The sequence below is a fragment of the Streptomyces sp. NPDC038135 genome (genome assembly GCF_055601245.1).
Map to the genome: position 1 here is coordinate 646165 of NZ_JBVJXS010000001.1, position 21849 is coordinate 668013.

Annotated in this window: 21 protein-coding genes; 8 read left to right on the forward strand and 13 right to left on the reverse strand. The window is 72.7% G+C overall.

The features are described 5' to 3' along the window. Positions 1–74 precede the first annotated feature (74 nt). Positions 75–1781, reverse strand: a complete 1707-nt coding sequence (locus ACZ7JA_RS02970) for a glycerol-3-phosphate dehydrogenase/oxidase (RefSeq protein WP_470806959.1) — start codon at positions 1779–1781, stop codon at positions 75–77. A 287-nt stretch (positions 1782–2068) separates the two neighbouring features. On the opposite strand from ACZ7JA_RS02970, the gene ACZ7JA_RS02975 reads away from it, so the two are divergent. Then, on the forward strand, positions 2069–3277 hold the full coding sequence (locus ACZ7JA_RS02975; protein ID WP_389303711.1) for a nucleotide sugar dehydrogenase: 1209 nt from the start codon (positions 2069–2071) through the stop codon (positions 3275–3277). A 112-nt stretch (positions 3278–3389) separates the two neighbouring features. Here ACZ7JA_RS02975 and ACZ7JA_RS02980 read toward each other — a convergent pair whose 3' ends face one another. From ACZ7JA_RS02980 to ACZ7JA_RS02995, 4 genes are all read right to left on the reverse strand, one after another. Further along, positions 3390–4514, reverse strand: coding sequence for a GuaB3 family IMP dehydrogenase-related protein (locus tag ACZ7JA_RS02980; RefSeq protein WP_351672103.1), 1125 nt, complete (start codon positions 4512–4514; stop codon positions 3390–3392). A 114-nt stretch (positions 4515–4628) separates the two neighbouring features. After that, entirely contained in the window at positions 4629–6134 is a 1506-nt protein-coding gene (gene guaB, locus ACZ7JA_RS02985) for an IMP dehydrogenase (protein WP_351672100.1), read from the reverse strand. A 164-nt stretch (positions 6135–6298) separates the two neighbouring features. Next, positions 6299–6886: a sigma-70 family RNA polymerase sigma factor gene (locus tag ACZ7JA_RS02990; protein ID WP_351672097.1), complete on the reverse strand. Its 588-nt coding sequence runs from the start codon at positions 6884–6886 to the stop codon at positions 6299–6301. A 637-nt stretch (positions 6887–7523) separates the two neighbouring features. Beyond that, entirely contained in the window at positions 7524–8135 is a 612-nt protein-coding gene (locus ACZ7JA_RS02995) for a response regulator transcription factor (RefSeq protein WP_003948568.1), read from the reverse strand. Between the two features lie 381 nt (positions 8136–8516). On the opposite strand from ACZ7JA_RS02995, the gene ACZ7JA_RS03000 reads away from it, so the two are divergent. Then, positions 8517–8846 (forward strand): WhiB family transcriptional regulator, encoded by a 330-nt coding sequence (locus ACZ7JA_RS03000; protein ID WP_199211640.1) that lies wholly within the window; start codon positions 8517–8519, stop codon positions 8844–8846. A gap of 92 nt (positions 8847–8938) precedes the next feature. Here the strand turns inward: ACZ7JA_RS03000 and ACZ7JA_RS03005 are convergent, their stop codons facing one another. Next, positions 8939–9838 (reverse strand): LysR family transcriptional regulator, encoded by a 900-nt coding sequence (locus tag ACZ7JA_RS03005; RefSeq protein ID WP_351672094.1) that lies wholly within the window; start codon positions 9836–9838, stop codon positions 8939–8941. Positions 9839–9918: 80 nt separating this feature from the next. Between ACZ7JA_RS03005 and ACZ7JA_RS03010 the strand changes: the two genes are divergently transcribed. The 4 genes from ACZ7JA_RS03010 (at position 9919) to ACZ7JA_RS03025 (ending at position 12871) form a co-directional block, all read left to right on the forward strand. Beyond that, entirely contained in the window at positions 9919–10587 is a 669-nt protein-coding gene (locus ACZ7JA_RS03010; RefSeq protein ID WP_389303706.1) for an MOSC domain-containing protein, read from the forward strand. 52 nt (positions 10588–10639) lie between these two features. After that, positions 10640–11413, forward strand: a complete 774-nt coding sequence (locus tag ACZ7JA_RS03015) for an SDR family NAD(P)-dependent oxidoreductase (RefSeq protein WP_450750849.1) — start codon at positions 10640–10642, stop codon at positions 11411–11413. Between the two features lie 73 nt (positions 11414–11486). After that, positions 11487–12194, forward strand: a complete 708-nt coding sequence (locus ACZ7JA_RS03020) for an ester cyclase (protein WP_470806962.1) — start codon at positions 11487–11489, stop codon at positions 12192–12194. Between the two features lie 182 nt (positions 12195–12376). Then, positions 12377–12871 (forward strand): DUF3293 domain-containing protein, encoded by a 495-nt coding sequence (locus ACZ7JA_RS03025; RefSeq protein ID WP_351672082.1) that lies wholly within the window; start codon positions 12377–12379, stop codon positions 12869–12871. Positions 12872–13052: 181 nt separating this feature from the next. On the opposite strand, the gene ACZ7JA_RS03030 is transcribed toward ACZ7JA_RS03025, so the two are convergent. Continuing rightward, on the reverse strand, positions 13053–13970 hold the full coding sequence (locus ACZ7JA_RS03030) for an RNA polymerase sigma-70 factor (protein ID WP_470806964.1): 918 nt from the start codon (positions 13968–13970) through the stop codon (positions 13053–13055). A gap of 190 nt (positions 13971–14160) precedes the next feature. Between ACZ7JA_RS03030 and ACZ7JA_RS03035 the strand changes: the two genes are divergently transcribed. Beyond that, positions 14161–14640, forward strand: coding sequence for a carboxymuconolactone decarboxylase family protein (locus tag ACZ7JA_RS03035; RefSeq protein ID WP_351672076.1), 480 nt, complete (start codon positions 14161–14163; stop codon positions 14638–14640). Between the two features lie 75 nt (positions 14641–14715). Here the strand turns inward: ACZ7JA_RS03035 and groL are convergent, their stop codons facing one another. From groL to ACZ7JA_RS03055, 4 genes are all read right to left on the reverse strand, one after another. Next, positions 14716–16341: a chaperonin GroEL gene (gene groL, locus ACZ7JA_RS03040; RefSeq protein ID WP_351672073.1), complete on the reverse strand. Its 1626-nt coding sequence runs from the start codon at positions 16339–16341 to the stop codon at positions 14716–14718. Positions 16342–16463: 122 nt separating this feature from the next. Then, a complete protein-coding gene (groES, locus tag ACZ7JA_RS03045; protein ID WP_020132158.1) occupies positions 16464–16772 on the reverse strand; it encodes a co-chaperone GroES in 309 nt (102 codons plus the stop codon). A 230-nt stretch (positions 16773–17002) separates the two neighbouring features. Beyond that, entirely contained in the window at positions 17003–17815 is an 813-nt protein-coding gene (locus tag ACZ7JA_RS03050; RefSeq protein WP_470806967.1) for a polysaccharide deacetylase family protein, read from the reverse strand. 29 nt (positions 17816–17844) lie between these two features. Then, positions 17845–18792: a polysaccharide deacetylase family protein gene (locus tag ACZ7JA_RS03055; RefSeq protein ID WP_351672067.1), complete on the reverse strand. Its 948-nt coding sequence runs from the start codon at positions 18790–18792 to the stop codon at positions 17845–17847. A 90-nt stretch (positions 18793–18882) separates the two neighbouring features. On the opposite strand from ACZ7JA_RS03055, the gene ACZ7JA_RS03060 reads away from it, so the two are divergent. Beyond that, the gene (locus ACZ7JA_RS03060) at positions 18883–20049 is read left to right on the forward strand and encodes a THUMP-like domain-containing protein (RefSeq protein WP_351672065.1); all 1167 of its coding nucleotides are present in this window, start codon (positions 18883–18885) and stop codon (positions 20047–20049) included. A gap of 17 nt (positions 20050–20066) precedes the next feature. Here the strand turns inward: ACZ7JA_RS03060 and ACZ7JA_RS03065 are convergent, their stop codons facing one another. Together ACZ7JA_RS03065 and ACZ7JA_RS03070 are read right to left on the reverse strand one after the other, a co-directional pair. Beyond that, positions 20067–21320 carry an RNA polymerase sigma factor gene (locus tag ACZ7JA_RS03065; RefSeq protein ID WP_470806971.1) on the reverse strand — a complete coding sequence of 418 codons (1254 nt, stop codon included), beginning with the start codon at positions 21318–21320 and terminating at the stop codon, positions 20067–20069. 44 nt (positions 21321–21364) lie between these two features. Further along, positions 21365–21721, reverse strand: a complete 357-nt coding sequence (locus ACZ7JA_RS03070; RefSeq protein ID WP_351672059.1) for a YciI family protein — start codon at positions 21719–21721, stop codon at positions 21365–21367. Positions 21722–21849: the final 128 nt, after the last annotated feature.

The window sequence follows — 21849 nt, forward strand, 5'->3', positions numbered from 1 at the left end:
ACAACGGCCGGGCCGGCGGCGGAGATCCCGGCCCGGCTCACTCGTCCGGGTGGTTCCGGCCGCACCGGTTCCGGCTACAGCGGCACGATGTCCGGCGCTCCCAGCCGGGCCGCGTCCGCCGTCAGGTCGTCCGGCTGGAGCTGGGACTCCCGCTCGGCCTCCACCCGCTTCTCGTAGTGCTCCACCTCGCGCTCGATCTGGCCCTTGTCCCAGCCGAGGACGGGCGCCATCAGCTCGGCGGCCTCGCGGGCGCTGCGGGTGCCCCGGTCGAAGGTCTCGATGGAGATGCGGGTGCGGCGGGTGAGCACGTCGTCCAGGTGCCGGGCGCCCTCGTGCGAGGCGGCGTACACGACCTCGGCGCGCAGATAGTCGTCGGCGGCCCGCAGCGGCTCGCCCAGCGTCGGGTCGGCGGCGATGAGGTCCAGGACCTCCTCCGCCATGGAGCCGTACCGGTTCAGCAGGTGCTCCACCCGGACCACGTGCAGACCGGTGCGGGCGGCTATCCGCGCCCGGCCGTTCCACATCGCCCGGTACCCCTCGGCGCCGAGCAGCGGGATCTCCTCGGTGACGCAGTCGGCGACGCGCGTGTCGAGCCCGTGCACGGCCTCGTCGACGGCGTCCTTCGCCATCACCCGGTACGTCGTGTACTTGCCGCCCGCCACGACCACCAGGCCGGGCGCGGGATGCGCCACGGTGTGCTCGCGGGACAGCTTGCTGGTGGCGTCCGACTCGCCGGCCAGCAGCGGGCGCAGTCCGGCGTACACCCCTTGCACGTCGTCCCGGCTGAGCGGCACGGCGAGCACCGAGTTGACGTGCTCCAGCAGGTAGTCGATGTCGGCGCTGGAGGCGGCCGGGTGGGCCTTGTCGAGGTCCCAGCCGGTGTCCGTGGTGCCGACGATCCAGTGCCGGCCCCAGGGGATGACGAACAGGACCGACTTCTCGGTGCGCAGGATCAGACCGGTGGTGGAGTGGATGCGGTCCTTGGGCACGACCAGGTGGATGCCCTTGGAGGCGCGGACGTGGAACTGGCCCCGCTCCCCCACCATGGCCTGGGTGTCGTCCGTCCACACACCGGTGGCGTTGACGACCTGCTTGGCGCGGATCTCGTACTCCCCGCCGCCCTCCACGTCCTGCACCCGGGCGCCGACGACCCGCTCGCCCTCACGCAGGAACCCGGTGACGCGGGCCCGGTTGGCGACCCGCGCGCCGTAGGACACCGCCGTGCGCACCAGGTTGGTGACGAAGCGGGCGTCGTCCATCTGGGCGTCGTAGTACTGCAGCGCGCCGACCAGGGCGTCCTTCTTCAGGCACGGCGCGACGCGCAGGGCGTGACGGCGGGTCAGGTGCCGGTGCAGGGGCAGGCCCCGGCCGTGCCCGCGGGCCATCGACATCGCGTCGTAGAGCGCGACGCCGGACCCGGCGTACACCCGCTCCCAGCCCTTGTGCTGGAGCGGGTAGAGGAACGGCACCGGTTTGACCAGGTGCGGGGCGAGCCGCTCCAGCAGCAGGCCGCGTTCCTTCAGCGCCTCGCGGACGAGGGCGAAGTCGAGCATCTCCAGGTAGCGCAGGCCGCCGTGGATGAGCTTGCTGGACCGGCTGGAGGTGCCGGACGCCCAGTCGCGGGCCTCGACCAGGCCGGTGGACAGACCACGGGTGACGGCGTCCAGCGCGGTGCCGGCGCCCACCACTCCGCCGCCGACCACCAGCACGTCCAGTTCGCGTTCCGCCATCGCCGCCAGTGCCTCGGCGCGCCGCTCCGGGCCCAGAGTCGCTGTCCTCACCGCTGCCTCCCGCTGTCGGACGTCTCGCTCCGCGTCGGCCGCACCCGCGGTGGGCGAAGCCCGTTCACCCCCTCCTCATGCCCAAATTCTGACCGGCTCGTCCTGCACCGGCCACCACGCGCCCGCGACCTGTGGACAACGTCCGCGCAACGACCCGGGAGACACACGAACACAATCCCACATAACGGTCATATTTACTCCTAGTGTGACAGTGCGCTCGTACATGCTGCTCACAGCGGTTGCGCACCTGTTCCGCTTCGGCTACTGGGAAGGACGGCCCACGCCCCATGCCCGCAGACCTCGCCGTGATCGGACTCGGTCCGTACGGCCTGCCGCTCGCCCAGGCCGCCGTCGCCGCAGGCATCCCGACCATCGGGTACGCCACCGGCCCCGAGGCCGGCTCGCTCAGCCCCGCCGAGCTGCGCCGGATGCGCTCCACCGGATTCCTGCCGGGCACCGACCCGGCCCAGCTCGGCCGGGTGCGCACCGCGGTGATCTGCGCGCCCACTCCGCGCGGCGCCGACGGCGGGATGGACCTCGGTCAGGTGGAGGGTGCCGCCCGCACGCTCGCCCAGCGGCTCCGCCCGCACACCACGGTCATCCTGGAGTCACCCGTGCTGCCCGGCACCACCGAGGAGTTCCTGCGCCCCCTGCTGGAAGAGGGATCCGGGCTCCGCGCCGGACGCGACTTCCACCTCGCCTACTCGCCCAGCCGGGTCGACCCCGGCAACCGCGACCGCAACCCCGTCAACACGCCCAAGGTCATCGGCGGCCTCACCCCGGCCTGCACCGAGTCGGCCGCCGCCTTCTACGGGCGGCTGACCGACAAGGTGGTCCGCGCGCGCGGGCTGCGCGAGGCGGAGACGGTGCAGTTGCTGGAGACGAACTACCGGCACGTGAACATCGCGCTGGTCAACGAGATGGCCGTGCTCTGCCACGAGCTGGGCGTCGACCTGTGGGACGTCCTGCGCTGCGCGGAGACCAAGCCGTTCGGCTTCCAGGCCTTCCGGCCGGGCCCGGGCGTCGGCGGCCACGGCCTCCCCCAGGACCTGACCGGCCACGCGACCCGCACCCTGCGCATGGTGGAACTCGCCCAGCAGGTCAACGACCGCATGCCCGAGTACGTCGTCCGGCGCGCCGCCACCCTCCTCAACGAGCACGGCAAGTCCGCGCGCGGGGCCCGCGTGCTGCTGCTCGGCGTCACCTACAAGCCCGACATCGCCGACCTCCAGGGCACGCCCGCGCGCGAGATCGCGGTGCGGCTGACCGAGCTGGGCGCGTCCGTGAGCTTCCACGACCCGTACGTGCACGCGTGGAGCGTCCTCGACCGCCCGGTCCCGCGGGCCGACGCCCTGTACGAGGCGGTCGCCGACGCCGACCTGACGATCCTGCTCCAGCACCACCGCACCTACGACCTGCAGGGCCTGTCGGTGAAGGCGCAACTCCTCCTGGACACCAGGGGCGCGGCCCCCACGGGGGCGGCGCACCGGTTGTGAAGAGGAGCGCGCCGGCGGCATGAGGGGCGGGACCGCGGCTGCGGGTGCGCACGGAGACACGAAAGGGCCGGTCGTCCTGCTGGACGGCCGGCCCTTGCGGTGCTCAGAAGGCTCAGCGGCGGTGCTGGCTGTCCGCGACCGTCACCTCGACCCGCTGGAACTCCTTCAGCTCGCTGTAGCCGGTGGTGGCCATGGCGCGGCGCAGGGCGCCGAAGAAGTTCATGGAGCCGTCGGGGGTGTGGGACGGGCCGGTGAGGATCTCCTCGATGGTGCCGACCGTGCCCAGGTCGACCTTCTGGCCGCGGGGCAGCTCCTCGTTGACGGCCTCCATGCCCCAGTGGTGGCCCTTGCCGGGCGCGTCCGTGCCGCGGGCCAGCGGGGAGCCCATCATCACGGAGTCGGCGCCGCAGGCGATCGCCTTGGGCAGGTCGCCGGACCAGCCGACGCCGCCGTCGGCGATCACGTGCACGTACCGGCCGCCGGACTCGTCCATGTAGTCGCGGCGGGCCGCGGCCACGTCGGCGACCGCCGTCGCCATCGGGACCTGGATGCCGAGCACGTTGCGCGTGGTGTGCGCGGCGCCGCCGCCGAAGCCCACCAGCACGCCCGCCGCGCCGGTGCGCATCAGGTGCAGGGCCGCGGTGTAGGTGGCGCAGCCGCCCACGATCACCGGGACGTCCAGCTCGTAGATGAACTGCTTGAGGTTCAGCGGCTCGTGCGAGGACGACACGTGCTCCGCGGAGACCGTCGTTCCGCGGATGACGAAGATGTCCACGCCCGCGTCCACGACCGCCTTGGAGAACTCGGCGGTGCGCTGCGGGGAGAGCGCGGCCGCCGTGACCACGCCGGAGTCGCGCACCTCCTTGATGCGGGCGCCGATCAGCTCCTCCTTGACGGGAGCCGCGTAGATCTCCTGGAGGCGGCGGGTCGCCCGCTCGGCGGGCAGCTCGGCGATCTCGTCGAGCAGCGGCTGCGGGTTCTCGTGCCGCGTCCACAGGCCCTCGAGGTTCAGTACGCCCAGACCGCCCAGCTCGCCGATGCGGATCGCGGTGGCCGGGGAGACGACCGAGTCCATGGGGGCGGCCAGGAACGGCAGCTCGAACCGGTAGGCGTCGATCTGCCAGGCGATCGAGACCTCCTTCGGGTCCCGCGTACGGCGGCTGGGGACGACGGCGATGTCGTCGAAGGCGTACGCCCGGCGGCCGCGCTTGCCGCGCCCGATCTCGATCTCAGTCACGTCTTGGCCTTTCCCTGATGCGTTCAGCGTCTTCCAGTATCGCCGACGGGCACGGCAACGGCGGCCCCGGAGGTTCCGGGGCCGCCGCCGATACCCGTCACGCGCGCGCGTGCGTCACTTCTTGTTGCTGTAGTTCGGCGCCTCGACCGTCATCTGGATGTCGTGCGGGTGGCTCTCCTTCAGACCCGCCGAGGTGATCCGCACGAAGCGGCCCTTGGACTCCATCTCCTCGATGGTGGCGGCGCCCACGTAGCCCATGGTCTGGCGCAGGCCGCCGACGAGCTGGTGCAGCACGTTGGCGAGCGGGCCGCGGTAGGGCACCTGGCCCTCGACGCCCTCGGGCACGAGCTTCTCGTCGGCGGTGACGTCGGCCTGGAAGTAGCGGTCCTTGGAGTACGACCGGCCCTGGCCGCGGGACTGCATGGCGCCCAGCGAGCCCATGCCGCGGTACGACTTGAACTGCTTGCCGTTGATGAAGAGCAGCTCGCCCGGGGACTCCTCACAGCCGGCGAGGAGGCTGCCCAGCATCACCGTGTCGGCGCCGGCGGCCAGCGCCTTGCCGATGTCGCCGGAGTACTGCAGGCCGCCGTCGCCGATCAGCGGGACACCGGCGGAACGGGCCGCAAGGGAGGCCTCGTAGATGGCGGTGACCTGCGGGACGCCGATGCCGGCGACGACTCGGGTGGTGCAGATCGAGCCCGGGCCGACGCCCACCTTGATGCCGTCCACACCGGCGTCGATCAGCGCCTGGGCGCCGTCGCGGGTGGCGACGTTGCCGCCGACCACGTCGACGTTCACGCTCGACTTGATCTTGGACATCCAGCTCAGGGCGTTGCTGTTGTGGCCGTGCGAGGTGTCGACGACCAGGAAGTCCACACCGGCCCCGGCCAGCGCCTGGGCGCGCTCCAGCGCCTCGGGGCTGGCGCCGACCGCCGCGCCGACGAGCAGCCGGCCCTCGGCGTCCTTCGCGGCGTTGGGGTACTTCTCGGCCTTGACGAAGTCCTTGACCGTGATCAGGCCCTTGAGGACGCCCTCGTCGTCCACCAGCGGCAGCTTCTCGATCTTGTGCTTCCGCAGCAGCTCCATGGCCTCCGGGCCGGAGATGCCGACCTTGCCGGTGACCAGCGGCATCGGGGTCATGACCTCGTGCACGCGGCGGGTGCGGTCGCTCTCGAAGGCCATGTCGCGGTTGGTCACGATGCCGAGCAGCTTGCCGGCGGGGTTGGTGACCGGCACACCGCTGATGCGGAACTTGGCGCACAGCGCGTCCGCCTCGGCGAGCGTGGCCTCGGGGTGCACCGTGATCGGGTCGGTGACCATGCCGGACTCGGACCGCTTCACCAGGTCGACCTGGTTGACCTGGTCCTCGACGGAGAGGTTGCGGTGCAGCACGCCGACGCCGCCCAGCCGCGCCATCGCGATCGCCATGCGGGACTCGGTCACCTTGTCCATCGCCGCCGAGAGCAGCGGGATGTTCACCCGGACGTTGCGGGAGATGCGGGACGAGGTGTCGACCGCGTTGGGGAGCACCTCGGATGCGCCCGGCAGCAGCAGCACGTCGTCGTAGGTCAGCCCGAGTGTCGCGAATTTTCCGGGCACTCCGTCGACGTTTGCAGTCATGACACCTTCCCCAAATGGCCTTGATCGGTGCGGATGTCCATGCTAACGGCAAGCTTCGCTAGCAAATTCCACGTCAGGGCGCCGCTTCAGGCTTCGTATGTTCGTACGGGAACGGGGGCGTGCCCGTTCAGCGGAGGGAGCTCCGACGGCTCCGTCCAGGGGGGTTACTGCTCGGCCAGCGCGCGCAGGCGGCTGAGCGCCCTGTGCTGGGCGACCCGGACCGCGCCGGGTGACATTCCCAACATCTGCCCCGTCTCCTCCGCGGTCAAGCCCACGGCGATGCGCAGCAGGAGCAGCTCCCGCTGGTTCTCGGGCAGGTTGGCCAGCAGTTTCTTGGCCCACTCGGCGTCGCTGCTGAGCAGGGCGCGCTCCTCGGGGCCGAGGGAGTCGTCGGGGCGCTCCGGCATCTCGTCCGAGGGGACGGCCGTGGAGCCCGGGTGGCGCATCGCGGCGCGCTGGAGATCGGCCACCTTGTGCGAGGCGATGGCGAAGACGAAGGCCTCGAAGGGGCGGCCGGTGTCCCGGTAGCGGGGCAGGGCGAGCAGCACCGCGACGCAGACCTCCTGGGCGAGGTCCTCCACGAAGTGGCGCGCGTCGCCGGGCAGCCGGGACAGCCGGGTGCGGCAGTAGCGCAGCGCCAGGGGGTGGACGTGCGCGAGCAGGTCGTGCGTGGCCTGGGCGTCGCCGTCGACGGCGCGATGCACGAGCGCACCGAACGCCCCAGGGGCCGTGCCCGCCTCGTCGTCGCGCATCGGTCCATGGTGCCCTGCGGCCGATGGGTCCGTCGCATCGTGCCCGTGGTTGTGCACCGAAGCGTTATGAGTAGGTGCGCCGGCACTCATCCCCTGCGCCCTCCCCTTCCGCTCGACCGACTCGTCCCCGAGAGACTCCACAACTCAAGGATGCGGCATCCGCGCCGAAACGAGCAGCGGGCGTCCGCGGACCGCCTCGCCCGGCTCCGTCCACGCGCCTCCCACCGCCCGCCGGCAGCCCGTGCCCGCGCGCTTCGCACCCCGGTCGGCGGACCGGCGGCGAGCGGCCGAGCCGTCGCGGCGGATGGCGGCCGACCGGCCGATCGCCGGGGAGGCGACCGGAGGACCGGCACCGGAGTCCGGCGGAGGCCGGACCCGTCACCCACAGTCACCACGCACACGACGGGACAACAGCCTCGCTCGAACGGCTGCGCGCCCTTCGGTCGCATGACCTCCGGCCACGGACACGGGTAGCGGACCGCGCCGCGGGCGGCTGCCGACAGGTCGCCGAGCGGCACTCGCACCCGCCCGCCGTCCCGCCACCGCACCGCCTCGCCCCCGGCCGCGCTTCGGCCCGTCCGCCGCATGCCGACGGGGACCGCCGGGGGCCGGCCGCGGCCGTGTGCCGCGGCGCGCGCTACCGGACCAGTCCCCAGCGGAAGCCGAGTGCCACCGCGTGGGCCCGGTCCGAGGCGCCGAGCTTCTTGAACAGGCGGCGGGCGTGCGTCTTCACGGTGTCCTCGGAGAGGAACAGCTCACGGCCGATCTCGGCGTTGGAGCGGCCGTGGCTCATGCCCTCCAGCACCTGGATCTCGCGTGCGGTGAGGGTGGGCGCCGCGCCCATCTCCGCCGAGCGCAGACGGCGCGGCGCCAGCCGCCAGGTGGGGTCGGCGAGGGCCTGCGTCACCGTGGCGCGCAGCTCCGCGCGCGAGGCGTCCTTGTGCAGGTAGCCGCGGGCGCCGGCGGCGACCGCGAGGGCCACACCGTCGAGGTCCTCGGCGACCGTCAGCATGATGATGCGCGCGCCCGGGTCGGCGGACAGCAGGCGGCGCACGGTCTCGACGCCGCCCAGGCCGGGCATGCGCACGTCCATCAGGATCAGGTCGGAGCGGTCGGCGCCCCAGCGGCGGAGGACTTCCTCGCCGTTGGCCGCCGTGGTCACGCGCTCGACGCCGGGCACGGTCGCCACCGCGCGGCGCAGCGCCTCTCGGGCAAGCGGGGAGTCGTCGCAGACGAGGACGGAAGTCATGACCGCCCTCCGCAGCTGATGCGCGTCACCTTGAGCCTCCAGGCTGGTACGGAATCGTCACCTGTGCGGTCGACCGCCTCGGACGCCTGCCCGAGCGCTTGTGTTTTCAACCGCCTCCGCACTCTCAACGACGGTCACTCGAAAGAGTTACGGGGCTACATGCCGTCTTCGGCACTCTACGTGAGGGTCTCGACACGGTGCAGACATGCCCAACGGACTCTCAACTTTTCATCACAACCTATGCCCCATTTAGTCGCTTTTGCTCCCATTTCTCAGTGTCTGGAGCTAGATTCGCAATGAGTCATATTTTCATCTCCTTAGACCGGAGATGTACGGTCGTTGGCACCGGATCCGCCCAGAACGGCTACAAGGGGTCACGTAATGGCAGATTTCTCCCGCCTTCCCGGACCGAACGCGGACCTGTGGGACTGGCAGCTGCTGGCTGCCTGCCGCGGAGTGGACAGCTCGCTCTTCTTTCACCCTGAGGGCGAGCGCGGGGCGGCTCGGAGCGCTCGAGAGAACTCGGCCAAGGAGGTCTGCATGAGGTGCCCGGTCCGTGCGGAGTGCGCCGCGCATGCGCTGGCGGTACGCGAGCCGTACGGAGTCTGGGGCGGCCTGACCGAGGACGAGCGTGAGGAGTTGATGGGGCGGGCCCGCAACCGTCTGGTGGCGGCCTCGACCACCAGCGGCGACACCGCCCCTCATCACTGAAGGAAACGTTTCTGCACCCACAGACCACCGGGTGCTTCCCATCCCCCCACCGGGCACGCCGACCGCGTGCCCGTGACTCTGCCGCCGTACCCCTACTCCCGCCCCGCCGCCCGGGCGAGCTGCTCCAGCGTCGCCGCCACGGCCGGCACCTGTGCCAGGTCGGGCAGGGTGAGGGCGACGATCTGCCGCCGGACCGCCGGTTCCAGGCCCACCGTGCGCACCCCTCTCGGCCGTACCGACTCCACCGCGAGCTGCGGCAGGACGGCGACCCCGAGTCCCGCGCCCACCAGGCCGACCACCGCCGGGTAGTCGTCGGTGGCGAAGTCGATGCGTGGCGTGAAGCCGGCGCTCTCGCACACCTCGACCAACTGGCCGCGACAGCGCGGGCAGCCCGCGATCCAGGGCTCCCGGGCCAGCTCCCCGATGCCGACGGACTCCGCGCGCGCGAGCGGGTGCCGCTCGGGCACCAGGGCGACCAGGCGGTCCGTCAGCAGGGGCCGTACGACGAGGTCGTCCCACTCCTCGGCGACCGCCGCGCCCTCGTAGCGGAAGGCGAGCGCCAGGTCGCAGTCGCCCTCGCGCAGCAGCTCCACGGATCTCGGCGGCTCGGCCTCCTCCAGGGAGACGCGGGTGCCCGGGTGGGCGGCGCGCAGGGCGGCCAGGGCGGTGGGCACCAGGGTGGAGCTGCCGCTGGGGAAGGAGACGAGCCGGACCCGGCCGGCACGCAGGCCCGCGATCGCGGCGACCTCCTCCTCGGCCGCGGTGAGCCCGGCGAGGATGCCGGAGGCGTGCCGGACCAGGGCCTCGCCGGCCTGGGTCAGCCGCATCTCGCGGCCGCTGCGGACCAGCAGCGGGGTGCCGACCGAGCCTTCGAGGGCCTTCATCTGCTGGCTGACGGCGGGCTGGGTGCAGCCCAGCTCGCGCCCCGCGGCGGAGAAGGAGCCGGTGGTGGCGACGGCGCGCAGGACGCGGAGATGACGGGCCTCGATCACCTCCTAAGCATAAGCCGGGCTTGGGTGCGGCACCCGATATCGCGTCGACGCTTTGGGGTCCGCTCCCGTACCGTGCCGGCATGAAGCTTCTCTCGGTCAACCTGGGCAGCCCACGGGCGGTGCCGTACACGGACCAGCCGCAGGGCCTGACGGGCATCGACAAGCGGCCCGCCGACGGGCCGGTGCGGGTGGCGGCGCCCGGCCCCAAGGGGACCGGCGCGAGCGGTGTCGCCGGGGACGCGGTGTGCGACACCCGGCACCACGGCGGTGACGACCAGGCGGTGTACGCCTTCGCGCGCGAGGACCTCGACGAGTGGGAGCGCGAGCTGGGCCGGACGCTGCCCAACGGCTGCTTCGGCGAGAACCTGACGACGGGCGGCCTGGACGTGTCCGGGGCGCTGATCGGTGAGCGCTGGCGGATCGGTTCGGGGGTCGTACTGGAAGTCACCTCCGGACGCATCCCGTGCCGCACTTTCCAGGGCCATCTGGCCGAACGGGGATGGGTGAGGAGATTCACCCGGAAGGGCGCGACCGGCGCCTACCTGCGGGTGATCGAGCCGGGAGAGATACGGGCGGGCGACTCCGTCGAGATCCTGCACCGGCCGGACCACGGGGTGACCGTGGCGACGCAGTTCCGCGCGGTCACCACCGAGCGGGAACTGCTGCCCGGGCTGCTCGCGGCCGGCGAGGCGCTGCACGCCGAGACCCTGGCCGCGGCCCGGAAGTACGTCGCCGACCGGGCCCGCTGAGCGGCCGTCACCGCCGGCGGACGCGGCCGCTCCGGGTCACTACGCTTGGGCCATGACAACGGCTCTGATTACGGGATCGACGGCGGGGATCGGTGCCGCGTTCGCGCGCCGCCTCGCGGCGGACGGGCACGACCTCGTCCTGGTGGCGCGGGACACCAAGCGGCTGCGCGAGCAGGCGACCGAGCTGCACGACCGGCACGGCGTCGAGGTGGAGGTGCTGACCGCCGACCTCGCCGAGGACAAGGGCATCGAGCGGGTGGCCGACCGGCTCGGTGACCGGCGCAACCCGGTCGACCTGCTGATCAACAACGCCGGCTTCGGCAACAAGGGCCGCTTCCTCGACGTGCCCATGGCCGACGAGCTGAGGATGCTCAAGGTGCACTGCGAGGCGGTGCTGCGGCTGACCGCTGCGGCCGCCGGGCCGATGCGCGAGCGCGGCCGGGGCGGTGTGGTCAACGTGGCGTCGGTGGCCGCCTTCCTGCCCCGGGGCACCTACGGCGCCTCGAAGGCGTGGGTCGTGCAGTTCACCCAGGGCGCGGCGAAGGACCTGGCCGGCAGCGGGGTCCGGCTGATGGCGCTGTGCCCCGGCTTCGTGCGCACCGAGTTCCACGAGCGGGCCGGGATGGGCACGGACAACATCCCAGGCTGGATGTGGCTGGACGCGGACAAGCTGGTCGCGGCGGCGCTGGCCGACCTCGCGCGCGGGAAGTCGGTGTCCATCCCGGACCCGCGCTACAAGGCGCTGATGGGGCTGGTGAAGGTCACCCCGCGCGGTCTGCTGGGCGGGGTCAGCTCGCGGACGGGCCGCAAGTACGGGCCCCAGTAGCACGGGTGGCGCCGCCGATCCGGTGGGAGGATGGTCGGGTCGGTACCCGACCAGGGGGGCCGGAGGCGGTGACATGACCTTCGTACAGCTCATCGAGTGCAGGACGAGCCGGCTGGACGAGATGAACCGGCTGATGGACGACTGGGTCACCCAGAGCAAGGGACGGCGCACGGCGACGCACGCGGTGGTCGCCAAGGACCGCTCGGACGCGTCGCACATCGTCGAGGTGGTGGAGGTCCCGTCGTACGAGGAGGCGATGCGGAACTCGAGCCTCCCGGAGACCGGAAGGATCTTCCGGGACATGGCCGCCCTCTGCGACGAGACCCCGACGTTCACCGACCTGGACGTCGTCAGGGACGAGCAGCTGGGCCTCGACGCCGTACGGCGGCTCTTCGCGGCGCTGGAGAGCGAGGGCGAGCTGCCGCCGCTCAACGACCTGCTGGACGAGGACATCCACAGCCACGACCCGGTGAACCCGCAGGACACCATCGGTCTCGACAGCGTGCGCGGCGAGTACCGGATGTGGCGCGCCGCCTTCGACTTCGCCTTCACCGTCGACGACGTGCTGGCCCAGGGCGACCAGGCCTGTGCGCGCTGGACCTGGCACGCGACCCACACGGGCGACTTCCTGGGCATCCCGGCGACCGGCCGCCAGGTCACCATGACCGGCATGACCCTCTTCCGCTTCGACGCCCACGGCAAGATCACCGAGACCTGGTGGCAGCACGACCAGCTCGGCCTCATGCAGCAGCTCGGGGCGCTGGACGAGCTGGAGCAGTAGGCGGCGGTCGAGCGGTAGCACCGGGCTCGCACCGACCGCGAGATCTTCACGACCCCCTTGCCTCCGGGCCGGCGATCATGAGATCTTGCCGCCCGGCCGCCCGGTCGAGCACGGCCGGGCCGGGTTCAAGCACCGATCTCCCTGCGACGGGCAAGGGGGTCTTCGTTCCTCAGGAGGCCCTTGTGCACATCGACGCAGCCGGCGCGCCCCGTAACTGGATCCACTACGAGACCGCGGTCGTCGACATCCGCTTCCCGGACCGTACCGTCCGCGTCGAACCCCGCCCCTCGGGCACGGCCGAGGGCGCCTTCCCGGCGGCGGCCGACGGCGCCACCATCCACGTGGTGACCGCGTGGAACCCGCTGGGCCGTACCGCGTCGGACCGCGACAACGGCCGCGCCCAGTCCCGGTTGCTCGACGAGCTCCGCCGCCGTGGTCTCCCCTGGTGGCCCGCCGTGGGCGGCGACGCGGGCGGCGCACACCGTGAGGAGAGCGTCGCCCTCGTCGGCCTGAGCGACCACGCGGCGCGTGACCTCGGCCGCCGCTTCCACCAGGACGCGATCTTCGCCTGGACACCGCGGGCCTGGCGACTGCTGGCCTGCGGCACGGACGCCGCCGCGGTGCGCGGATGGGCGGCCTACGGGCGGATCCGCCCCGCGGGCCCGGGCAGGCGCTGAGCGGGCGGGAGGAGAGCGACGGGCGGGCGCCCGAGGCGTACGCCGTCCCCTGTCCGTGCTGCGGCAGGCGCCTCGCCGGTCCCCCGGCGGAGCGGGTCGGGGCGGACGGCTTCCCGGGCGAGGTGACGTACTGGCCCACACGTGCCGGCGCGCGCCTCCGGCGCCCCCGTCCCGCCGCTGCTCACCGGCTGATCGCCGTCTCCCGGCCGATCCGGGACAGCTTCTCCGGGTTGCGGACCGCGTAGAGGCCCGTGACGAGGCCGGCGTCGAGGCGGAGGGCGATGACGGTGTCGAGTTCGTCGCCGCGGTGCAGGAGCAGGGCCGGGTGGCCGTTGACCTGGGCCGGTCGCACGGAGACCCCGGTGTCGATCCGGTTCAGGACCCGGATGACCTCGGCGGCTCCCACCACGGGCCGCAGGGCGGCCGGTACGGCTCCGCCGCCGTCGGTCAGCAGGACGACGTCCGGTGCGATCAGGTCGAGCAGGCCCCTCGGCTCCCCGGTCTCGACGGCCCGCCGGAACGCCGCGAGCGCGTCGCGGGCGTGGTCCGGGGAGACGGCCTCGCGGGGACGGCGGGCCGCCACGTGGGCCCGTGCCCGGTGGGCGATCTGGCGGACCGCGGCCGGGTTCTTGTCGACGGCCTCGGCGATCTCGTCGTACCCCAGGTCGAACACCTCGCGCAGGACGAACACCGCGCGCTCGGTCGGCGACAGCGTCTCCAGCACCAGCAGCATCGCCATGGAGACGCTGTCGGCCAGCTCGACGTCCTCGGCCACGTCCGGCGCGGTCAGCAGCGGCTCGGGGAGCCAGGGGCCGACGTAGGACTCCTTGCGGCGGCGGAGCGTGCGCAGCCGGGTCAGCGCCTGGCGGGTGGTGACGCGGACCAGGTAGGCACGCCGGTCGCGCACCGCGCCGAGGTCGACGCCGGCCCAGCGCAGCCAGGTCTCCTGGAGGACGTCCTCGGCGTCGGCGGCCGAGCCGAGCATCTCGTAGGCGACGGTGAACAGCAGGTTGCGGTGCGCGACGAAGGTCTCCGTGGCGGGGTCCGGGCCGGCGGACGGCCCGGTGGTCTCGTCCGTGTGCGCGCTCTGCTCGGTCATGGCCCACTCCCCTGTCGGCTCTCGTCCGTGTCACGCACAAGACGCCGCGACCGGCCGGAGTGTGACACCACGGCGGGTGGACCGCGTCACACGCCGGGGCTGTCACACGGTCCGGGCGGGCGGCGTCTCGTGGTCGTCAGGACGCCGCGAACGATCCGCGCGGCGGTACCGCACGAGTGAGGACAAGGCCATGGAACCCCGTTTCAACCTGCTCGACAGCCCGACCGCCGCGAAGGTCGTCAAGCGCTTCTACGGCACGTCGCTGGCTCTGGAGGATTCGACGCTGCCGAAGGCCCTGCGGGAGCTGGTGGAGCTGAGGGTCGGTCAGCTCAACGGCTGCGGCTTCTGCGTCGACATCCACACCAAGGAGGCCGCGGCCGCCGGTGAGTCCGCGCTCCGGCTGCACCTGGTCGCCGCCTGGCGCCACTCCACCGTGTTCACCGAGGCGGAGCGGGCCGCGCTGGCGCTCGCCGAGGAGGGCACCCTGCTCGGCGACCGGGGCGTGTCCGACGAGACGTGGGCCGAGGTGCGCAGGCACTTCGACGACGAGCAGATCGGCGCGCTGGTCTGCGTGGTCGCCCTGATCAACGCGTCCACCCGGATGAACGTGATCGTGCACAACCCCGGGGGTTCGTACGAGCCGGGGATGTTCGACACCCTGACGAGCTGATCGGCGGGCTTTCGGGCCGGAGAACGCGGGAGGCCCGGCACCCCGAAGGGTGCCGGGCCTCGTCGCCGATGTGCCTCAGTGGGCGTGGCCGTGGCCGTGGCCCGCCGCGGCCGGCTCCTCCTCTTCCTTCTTCTCGACGACCAGGGTCTCGGTCGTGAGCAGGAGGGAGGCGATGGAGGCGGCGTTCTCCAGGGCGGAGCGGGTGACCTTGACCGGGTCGATGACGCCGGCCTTGACCAGGTCGCCGTACTCGCCGGTGGCGGCGTTGAAGCCCTGGCCCTTGTCGAGCTCGGCGACCTTGGAGGTGATGACGTAACCCTCCAGGCCGGCGTTCTCCGCGATCCAGCGCAGCGGCTCGACGGCGGCGCGGCGGACGACCGCGACACCGGTGGCCTCGTCGCCGGTCTTGTCGAGGTTGCCCTCGAGGACCTTGACGGCGTGGACCAGAGCGGAGCCACCACCGGAGACGATGCCCTCCTCGACCGCGGCGCGGGTCGCGGAGATGGCGTCCTCCAGACGGTGCTTCTTCTCCTTCAGCTCCACCTCGGTGGCGGCGCCGACCTTGATCACGCACACGCCGCCGGCCAGCTTCGCGAGGCGCTCCTGGAGCTTCTCGCGGTCCCAGTCGGAGTCGGTGTTCTCGATCTCGGCCTTGATCTGCGCGACGCGGCCCGCGACGTCGCCGGAGTTGCCGCCGCCGTCGACGATCGTGGTGTCGTCCTTGGTGACGGTCACGCGGCGGGCGGAGCCGAGCACGTCCAGACCGACCTGGTCGAGCTTGAGGCCGACCTCTTCGGAGATGACGGTGCCGCCGGTGAGGGTGGCGATGTCCTGGAGCATGGCCTTGCGGCGGTCGCCGAAGCCCGGGGCCTTCACCGCGACGGCGTTGAAGGTGCCGCGGATCTTGTTGACGACCAGGGTCGACAGGGCCTCGCCGTCGACGTCCTCGGCGATGATCAGCAGCGGCTTGGAGGCGCCCGACTGGATGACCTTCTCCAGCAGCGGCAGCAGGTCCTGGATGGAGCTGATCTTGCCCTGGTTGATCAGGATGTACGGGTCGTCGAGGACGGCCTCCATACGCTCCTGGTCGGTGACGAAGTACGGCGACAGGTAGCCCTTGTCGAAGGCCATGCCCTCGGTGAAGTCCAGCTCCAGACCGAAGGTGTTGGACTCCTCGACGGTGATGACACCGTCCTTGCCGACCTTGTCCATGGCCTCGGCGATCAGCTCGCCGACCTGCTGGTCCTGGGCGGACAGCGCGGCGACGGCGGCGATGTCGGACTTCTCGTCGATCGGGCGCGCCGAGGCGAGCAGGTCCTCGGAGACGGCCTTGACCGCGGCGTCGATGCCCTTCTTGAGCAGGGCCGGGGAGGCGCCGGCGGCGACGTTGCGCAGACCCTCGCGCACCAGCGCCTGGGCCAGCACGGTGGCGGTGGTGGTGCCGTCACCAGCGATGTCGTTGGTCTTGGTCGCCACCTCCTTCACCAGCTGGGCGCCGAGGTTCTCGTACGGGTCCTCGATCTCGACCTCACGGGCGATCGTGACACCGTCGTTGGTGATGGTGGGCGCGCCGAACTTCTTGTCGATGACGACGTTGCGGCCCTTGGGGCCGATCGTCACCTTCACCGTGTCGGCCAGCTTGTTGACGCCGCGCTCGAGGGCGCGACGGGCGTCCTCGTCGAACTTCAGGATCTTCGCCATGACAGCGGGAGCCCTCTCGGAAATCTGTGGGTGAAAAAGGCACTGCGCCCCGGGCGCCCGGCTCTTATGTGGTCGCGGGGGCCAGGGGCGCAGCGTCAAGCATCAAAAGTGCTCGAGGTGACTTACTTCTCGATGATCGCGAGGACGTCGCGAGCCGAGAGGACGAGGTACTCCTCGCCGTTGTACTTCACCTCGGTGCCGCCGTACTTGCTGTACAGGACGACGTCGCCGACCTTGACGTCGAGCGGCAGGCGCTCGCCGTTCTCGAAGCGGCCCGGGCCCACGGCGAGGACGGCGCCCTCCTGGGGCTTCTCCTTCGCGGTGTCCGGGATGACCAGGCCAGAGGCGGTGGTCTGCTCGGCGTCGAGCGGCTGGACCACGATGCGGTCCTCGAGCGGCTTGATGGCAACCTTGGAGCTGGTGGTCGTCACGGTCCGACCTCCCCCTTCGGAGATCTCACGGGGTTAACTGTCTGGGGTGGCGACCAGGTGGATCCGTCGTCGCGGGTGCCGGACCTGCCCGTCGCTGGTTGGCACTCTCATCTGCCGAGTGCCAGAGCCGAGACTATGACCGCGATTAGCACTCGGTCAAGCGGAGTGCCAATGGCGGTGCGGCGCGTCGGCCGGCCGGGGCCGGTGGGGGGTGCCCCGGGCGGGCGTGGTCAGGCCAGGTAGTCCTCGAGGCGGGCCACCGTCAGGCCCTGGCGCTGGGCGCGGCGCAGCAGGCGGGCGGTGCGTTCCGTCAGGGTGGGGCCGCCGTCCTCGCCGGGGCCCACGAGGACGATGTCGCCCGGGGTCAGGCGCCCTGCACCCCTGCGGTGGACGACGCCGTCGGGGCCGAGGGCGGCGCGCCACAGGACGACGGCGGAGACGCCGCAGGCGGCGGCGGCGCGCAGGGTGGTGGTGTCGTAGGCGCCGCGGGGCGGCCGCAGGAGCCGGGGGCGGACGCCGAAGCGGGAGCCGATCCTGTCCCGCCGGCCGCAGATCTCGGCGCGCTGTTCGGCGTAGGGCAGTCCGAGCAGCGCGGGGTGGCCGGGGGCGCGGTTCTCGATCGCGGCGCCGGCCGCGCGCAGCCGGGCGAACCGTCCGTGGCCGGGGTCCGTCACGCCGTCGGCGAGGAAGAGGCTGACCGGCAGCCGGAGTTCGCGGACCATGTCGGCGAACCGCGGGTCCCGCCCGGCGCCGTCGTCGTAGGTGAGGAAGACGACCCGGTCGGTGGTGTCGACGTGGTCCACGACCGGCGGCGGGGCGTCCGCCCGGCGGGCGACGGGCGGCCGGGCCGGGTGGCTGGGCGGGACGGCGAGCGGGGCGGCCAGGCCCCAGCGGCGGTGCGCCTGGCCGGCGGCCGGGCTCGGCGGCCGGGCCCCCTGGGCCGCCCGCTTGCCCAGGCGCTCGATGGGGTCGACCGACTGGGCGCAGCCGGCGAGCAGGAGGACCGCGGCGAGCGCGGCCGCCGGGGCGGCCCGCGCTCGCACCGGGCCGCCCGCCGGCCGCCCCCGGCGCCTCACAGGTAGTCCTCCAGGCGCGCCACGGCGTATCCCTCGCGCGTGACCTTGTCGAGGAACCTGCGCATGTCGTCGACCATCGTGCCGTCCCAGTCGTCGCGGCCGCGGAAGTGGGTGAGCACGATGTCGCCGGGGTGCAGGCTGCGGTCCCAGTCGCGGTACTCCCAGTGGTCGACGAAGACCTCCTCGTCCCAGATCGGCGCGTACTTGATCCCGCATGACTTGGCGGCGCGCAGGGTGTCGCCGTTGTAGTTGCCGTAGGGCGGCCGGAAGATCGTGGGCGCCTTGCCGAACTGCTTCTTCATGATGTCCTGCATGCCGCAGATCTCGTCCCGCTGCTGCTCGTAGGAGAGGCCGGGCAGATACGGGTGGGTGAGGGTGTGGTTGTTGAGGGTGTGGCCCTCGGACTGCATCCGGCGGAAGTAGCCGTAGTCGTCCTTCACCAGGTAGTTGCTGAGGAAGGCCGAGTAGGGGATCTTCAGGTCGCTCATCATGCGCAGGAACGCCGGGTCCTTCTCGGCGCCGTCGTCGATGGTGAGGAAGACGACCTTCTTGCCGGTGGGGACGGTGGTGAAGACCGGGGGCAGGTTCTCCTCCTCCTGGCCGTCCACCTCGAAGCCGTCGCGCGGGGTGATCTTCGGCTTGACGGCCGGCGGAGCCGGGGGTGTGAGCGGCACCCGGGCCAGCTTCCAGCGCCGGGCGGCGGCCGCCAGCCGGGCCTGTTCGGCGGCGCGGCGCGCCTCGGGGCTGAGCGCCTGGGCGGGGCCGCCCTGGCCGGAGCCGTGGCCGGGTCCGTGGTGGGCGCCGGAACTCTGGCCGGGGGAGCCGCAGCCGGCGACGAGGGCGGCCGAGGCCAGGGCGGCCGCCCCGCAGCGGAGGGCGGCCCCCCGAAGGCACGAACGCCCGGCATACGACCGCTTTTTGTCATTTTGTACTACTTCTCGCATGGCGTCGGATCCTCGCAGGCCCCGGCGCCGAACCCGGCCCGACACCGCCGCAGGAGGCGCACCATCCACCGACTGGCCCACAATGACCCGGTGAACGACCTCGCCCTCCTCCTCACCCCCGAAGGCCGCGCCCTGCTCGACGAGGTGCGTGACACCGACCCCGCGCACGAACTGGCCGTCGCCACCCGGCTGCGCCGGGACCACCCCGCCGAGCTGGTGTCGGCGGCGCTGGGCCAGGCGCGGCTGCGGCAGCGGGCGGTGGCCAAGTTCGGGGCCGAGGACGCGGGTCGGATGTTCTTCACGCCCAACGGGGTCGAGCAGTCGACCCGCGCGAGCGTGGCCGCGTACCGCGCCGAGCGGATGAAGGGGCTGGGGGTGACCTCGGTCGCCGACCTGTGCTGCGGGATCGGCGGCGACGCGATCGCCCTGGCCCGGGCCGGGATCCGCGTGCTGGCGGTGGACCGCGACCCGCTGACGGCGGCCGCGGCCCGGGCCAACGCCGAGGCGCTGGGGCTCGCCGGGCTGATCGAGGTGCGGGAGGCGGACGTGACCGACGTGGACACGGGCGGCCACGACGCCGTGTTCGTGGACCCCGCCCGGCGCGGCGGCCGGGGCCGCGTCTTCGACCCCGAGGCCTACTCGCCGCCGCTGTCGTGGGCCGTCGGAGCGGCCCTGAAGGCGCCGCGGGCCGCCCTGAAGATCGCGCCCGGCGTCCCGCACGAGGCGATCCCGGCCGAGGCGGAGGCCGAGTGGATCTCGGACGGCGGGGACGTCAAGGAGGCGGTGCTGTGGTTCGGCGCCGGGGCGCCCGGCACCGTGCGGGCCACCCTGCTGCCGGGCCCGCGCACCCTGCCCGGCCGGGGCCTGCCCGACCCCGGGGTACGCCCGGTGGGCCGGTACCTGTACGAGCCCGACGGCGCCGTGATCCGCGCCCACCTGGTCGCCGAGGTGGCCGAGGATCTGGACGGTGGTCTGATCGACCCGACCATCGCCTACGTCACCTCCGACGAGCTGCACGGCACCCCGTACGCCACCGCCTACGAGATCACCGACCGGCTCCCGTTCAACGTCAAGAAGCTGAAGGCGCTGCTGCGCGAGCGCGAGGTCGGCATCCTGACCGTGAAGAAGCGGGGCTCGGCGGTCGAGCCGGAGGAGCTGCGCAGAAAGGTCAAACCGCAGGGCCCCCACTCGGCCACGGTCTTCCTGACCCGGGTGGCGGGAGCCCCGACGATGCTGGTCGGCCGGCCGGCGCGCTGAGCGCCGCGTCCGGGCCCTCAGCCGGCCTCCGCGGCCCGGGCCAGCAGCAGGGCGCGTTCGCGTTCGTTGCGGGTGAGGGAGGCGGCGCGTTCGAACTCCGCGCGGGCCTCCGCCGTGCGGCCGAGGCGGGACAGCAGGTCGGCGCGGACGCTGGGCAGCAGGTGGTAGTCGCGCAGGGCGGGTTCGGCGGCCAGGGCGTCGACGAGCCCGAGCGCTTCGGCCGGTCCCTCGGCCATCGACACGGCGACCGCGCGGTTGAGCTCGACGACCGGCGACGGGGCGCGGGCGGCGAGCAGCGCGTAGAGGGTGGCGATGGTCCGCCAGTCGGTCTCCGCGTAGGAGTACGCGTGCGCGTGGCAGGCGGCGATGGCCGCCTGGAGGGCGTAGGGGCCGGGTGCGCCGGCGGCGGTGGCGTCGGCGCGGGCGAGGGCCTCGATGCCGCGGGTGACGAGCATGCGGTTCCAGCGGCGCCGGTTCTGGTCCTTCAGCAGGACCGGGGTGCCGTCGGGGGCGGTGCGGGCGGCGGTGCGCGAGGCCTGGAACTCCAGCAGTGCGGTCAGGCCGTGCACCTCCGGTTCCTTGGGCATCAGGGCGGACAGCAGCCGGGCCAGCCGCAGGGCGTCCTCACAGAGCCCGGGGCGCAGCAGGTCGTCGCCGGCGGTGGCCGCGTAGCCCTCGTTGAAGATCAGGTAGATGACGTCGAGGACCGAGCCGAGGCGGGCCTCGCGGTCGGGTCCGTACGGCACCTCGAAGGCGACGCCGCGGGTCGCGAGGGTGCGTTTGGCGCGGACGATGCGCTGGGCGACCGTCGCCTCCGGGACCAGGTGGGCGCGGGCGATCTCCGCCGTGGTGAGGCCGCCGAGCAGGCGCAGGGTGAGGGCGATGCGGGCCTCGGGCGACAGCACCGGGTGGCAGGTGGTGAAGACGAGCCGCAGCAGGTCGTCGTCGATGCCGTCCGGGTCGGCGGGCTCTTGCGCCGGGACCGTGTCCGGCAGGGTCCGGCCGACCTCCGCGAGCTTGCGGGCGTAGGTCTCGCGGCGCCGGACCAGGTCGACGGCGCGGTGCCGGGCGGTGGCCATGAGCCAGGCGCCGGGGTTGTCGGGCACGCCGTCCCGGGGCCACCGCTCCAGGGCGGCGACCAGCGCGTCCTGCGCGAGTTCCTCGGCGAGGCCGACATCCCGCACGATCCGGGCGACGCCGGCGACGACGCGCGGGGACTCCAGCCGGAAGACGGTCTCGATGGCGTGTGCCGCGGTGGGCTGTGCTTCCACAGCCCACCATGCAACACCCCTCGGGCCGCCGGAGCCAAGCGGCCTCAGCCCTCGGCGATCTCCCGGACCTCACAGGTGACGGTCCAGAACTCCTCGTGGGTCTTCAGGAACCGCTTGGTCCACTCCACGGCCTCGGCCATGTCCTTGCACTGCATGAGCGCGTAGCCGCCGACGACCTCCTTGGACTCGGTGAAGGGCCCGTCGGTGACGGAGATCTTCCCGCCCTCCCAGCGCACCCGGGAGCCCTGGGCGGAGGGGGTGAGCCCGGCGGTGTCGAGCATGACGCCGGCCTTGGTGATCTCCTCGATCAGCTCGCCCATCCGCCGCATCAGTTCCTCGCTGGGGCCCTCGGCGGGGGCGGAGGCCTCGTCGATGCGCACGAGCGACAGGTAACGGGGCATGGTGACTCCTCGGTCCGGGCGGCGGGGCCGTTCCCCGCCGCTCACCCATGCGTCGAACGGGAGACGGCCGGATCGACAGCCGCGCGGAAAAATCTTCCGGAGAACTTCTCCGGCCGTCCGCGACGGGC

Coding starts and splice junctions, on each gene's coding strand:
- ACZ7JA_RS02975 (WP_389303711.1), top strand. CDS start 2,069: ATGCCCGCAGACCTCGCCGTGATCGGACTCGGTCCGTACGGCCTGCCG.
- guaB (WP_351672100.1), bottom strand. CDS start 6,134: ATGACTGCAAACGTCGACGGAGTGCCCGGAAAATTCGCGACACTCGGG.
- ACZ7JA_RS02990 (WP_351672097.1), bottom strand. CDS start 6,886: ATGCGCGACGACGAGGCGGGCACGGCCCCTGGGGCGTTCGGTGCGCTC.
- ACZ7JA_RS02995 (WP_003948568.1), bottom strand. CDS start 8,135: ATGACTTCCGTCCTCGTCTGCGACGACTCCCCGCTTGCCCGAGAGGCG.
- ACZ7JA_RS03000 (WP_199211640.1), top strand. CDS start 8,517: ATGGCAGATTTCTCCCGCCTTCCCGGACCGAACGCGGACCTGTGGGAC.
- ACZ7JA_RS03010 (WP_389303706.1), top strand. CDS start 9,919: ATGAAGCTTCTCTCGGTCAACCTGGGCAGCCCACGGGCGGTGCCGTAC.
- ACZ7JA_RS03015 (WP_450750849.1), top strand. CDS start 10,640: ATGACAACGGCTCTGATTACGGGATCGACGGCGGGGATCGGTGCCGCG.
- ACZ7JA_RS03020 (WP_470806962.1), top strand. CDS start 11,487: ATGACCTTCGTACAGCTCATCGAGTGCAGGACGAGCCGGCTGGACGAG.
- ACZ7JA_RS03030 (WP_470806964.1), bottom strand. CDS start 13,970: ATGACCGAGCAGAGCGCGCACACGGACGAGACCACCGGGCCGTCCGCC.
- ACZ7JA_RS03035 (WP_351672076.1), top strand. CDS start 14,161: ATGGAACCCCGTTTCAACCTGCTCGACAGCCCGACCGCCGCGAAGGTC.
- groL (WP_351672073.1), bottom strand. CDS start 16,341: ATGGCGAAGATCCTGAAGTTCGACGAGGACGCCCGTCGCGCCCTCGAG.
- ACZ7JA_RS03055 (WP_351672067.1), bottom strand. CDS start 18,792: ATGCGAGAAGTAGTACAAAATGACAAAAAGCGGTCGTATGCCGGGCGT.
- ACZ7JA_RS03070 (WP_351672059.1), bottom strand. CDS start 21,721: ATGCCCCGTTACCTGTCGCTCGTGCGCATCGACGAGGCCTCCGCCCCC.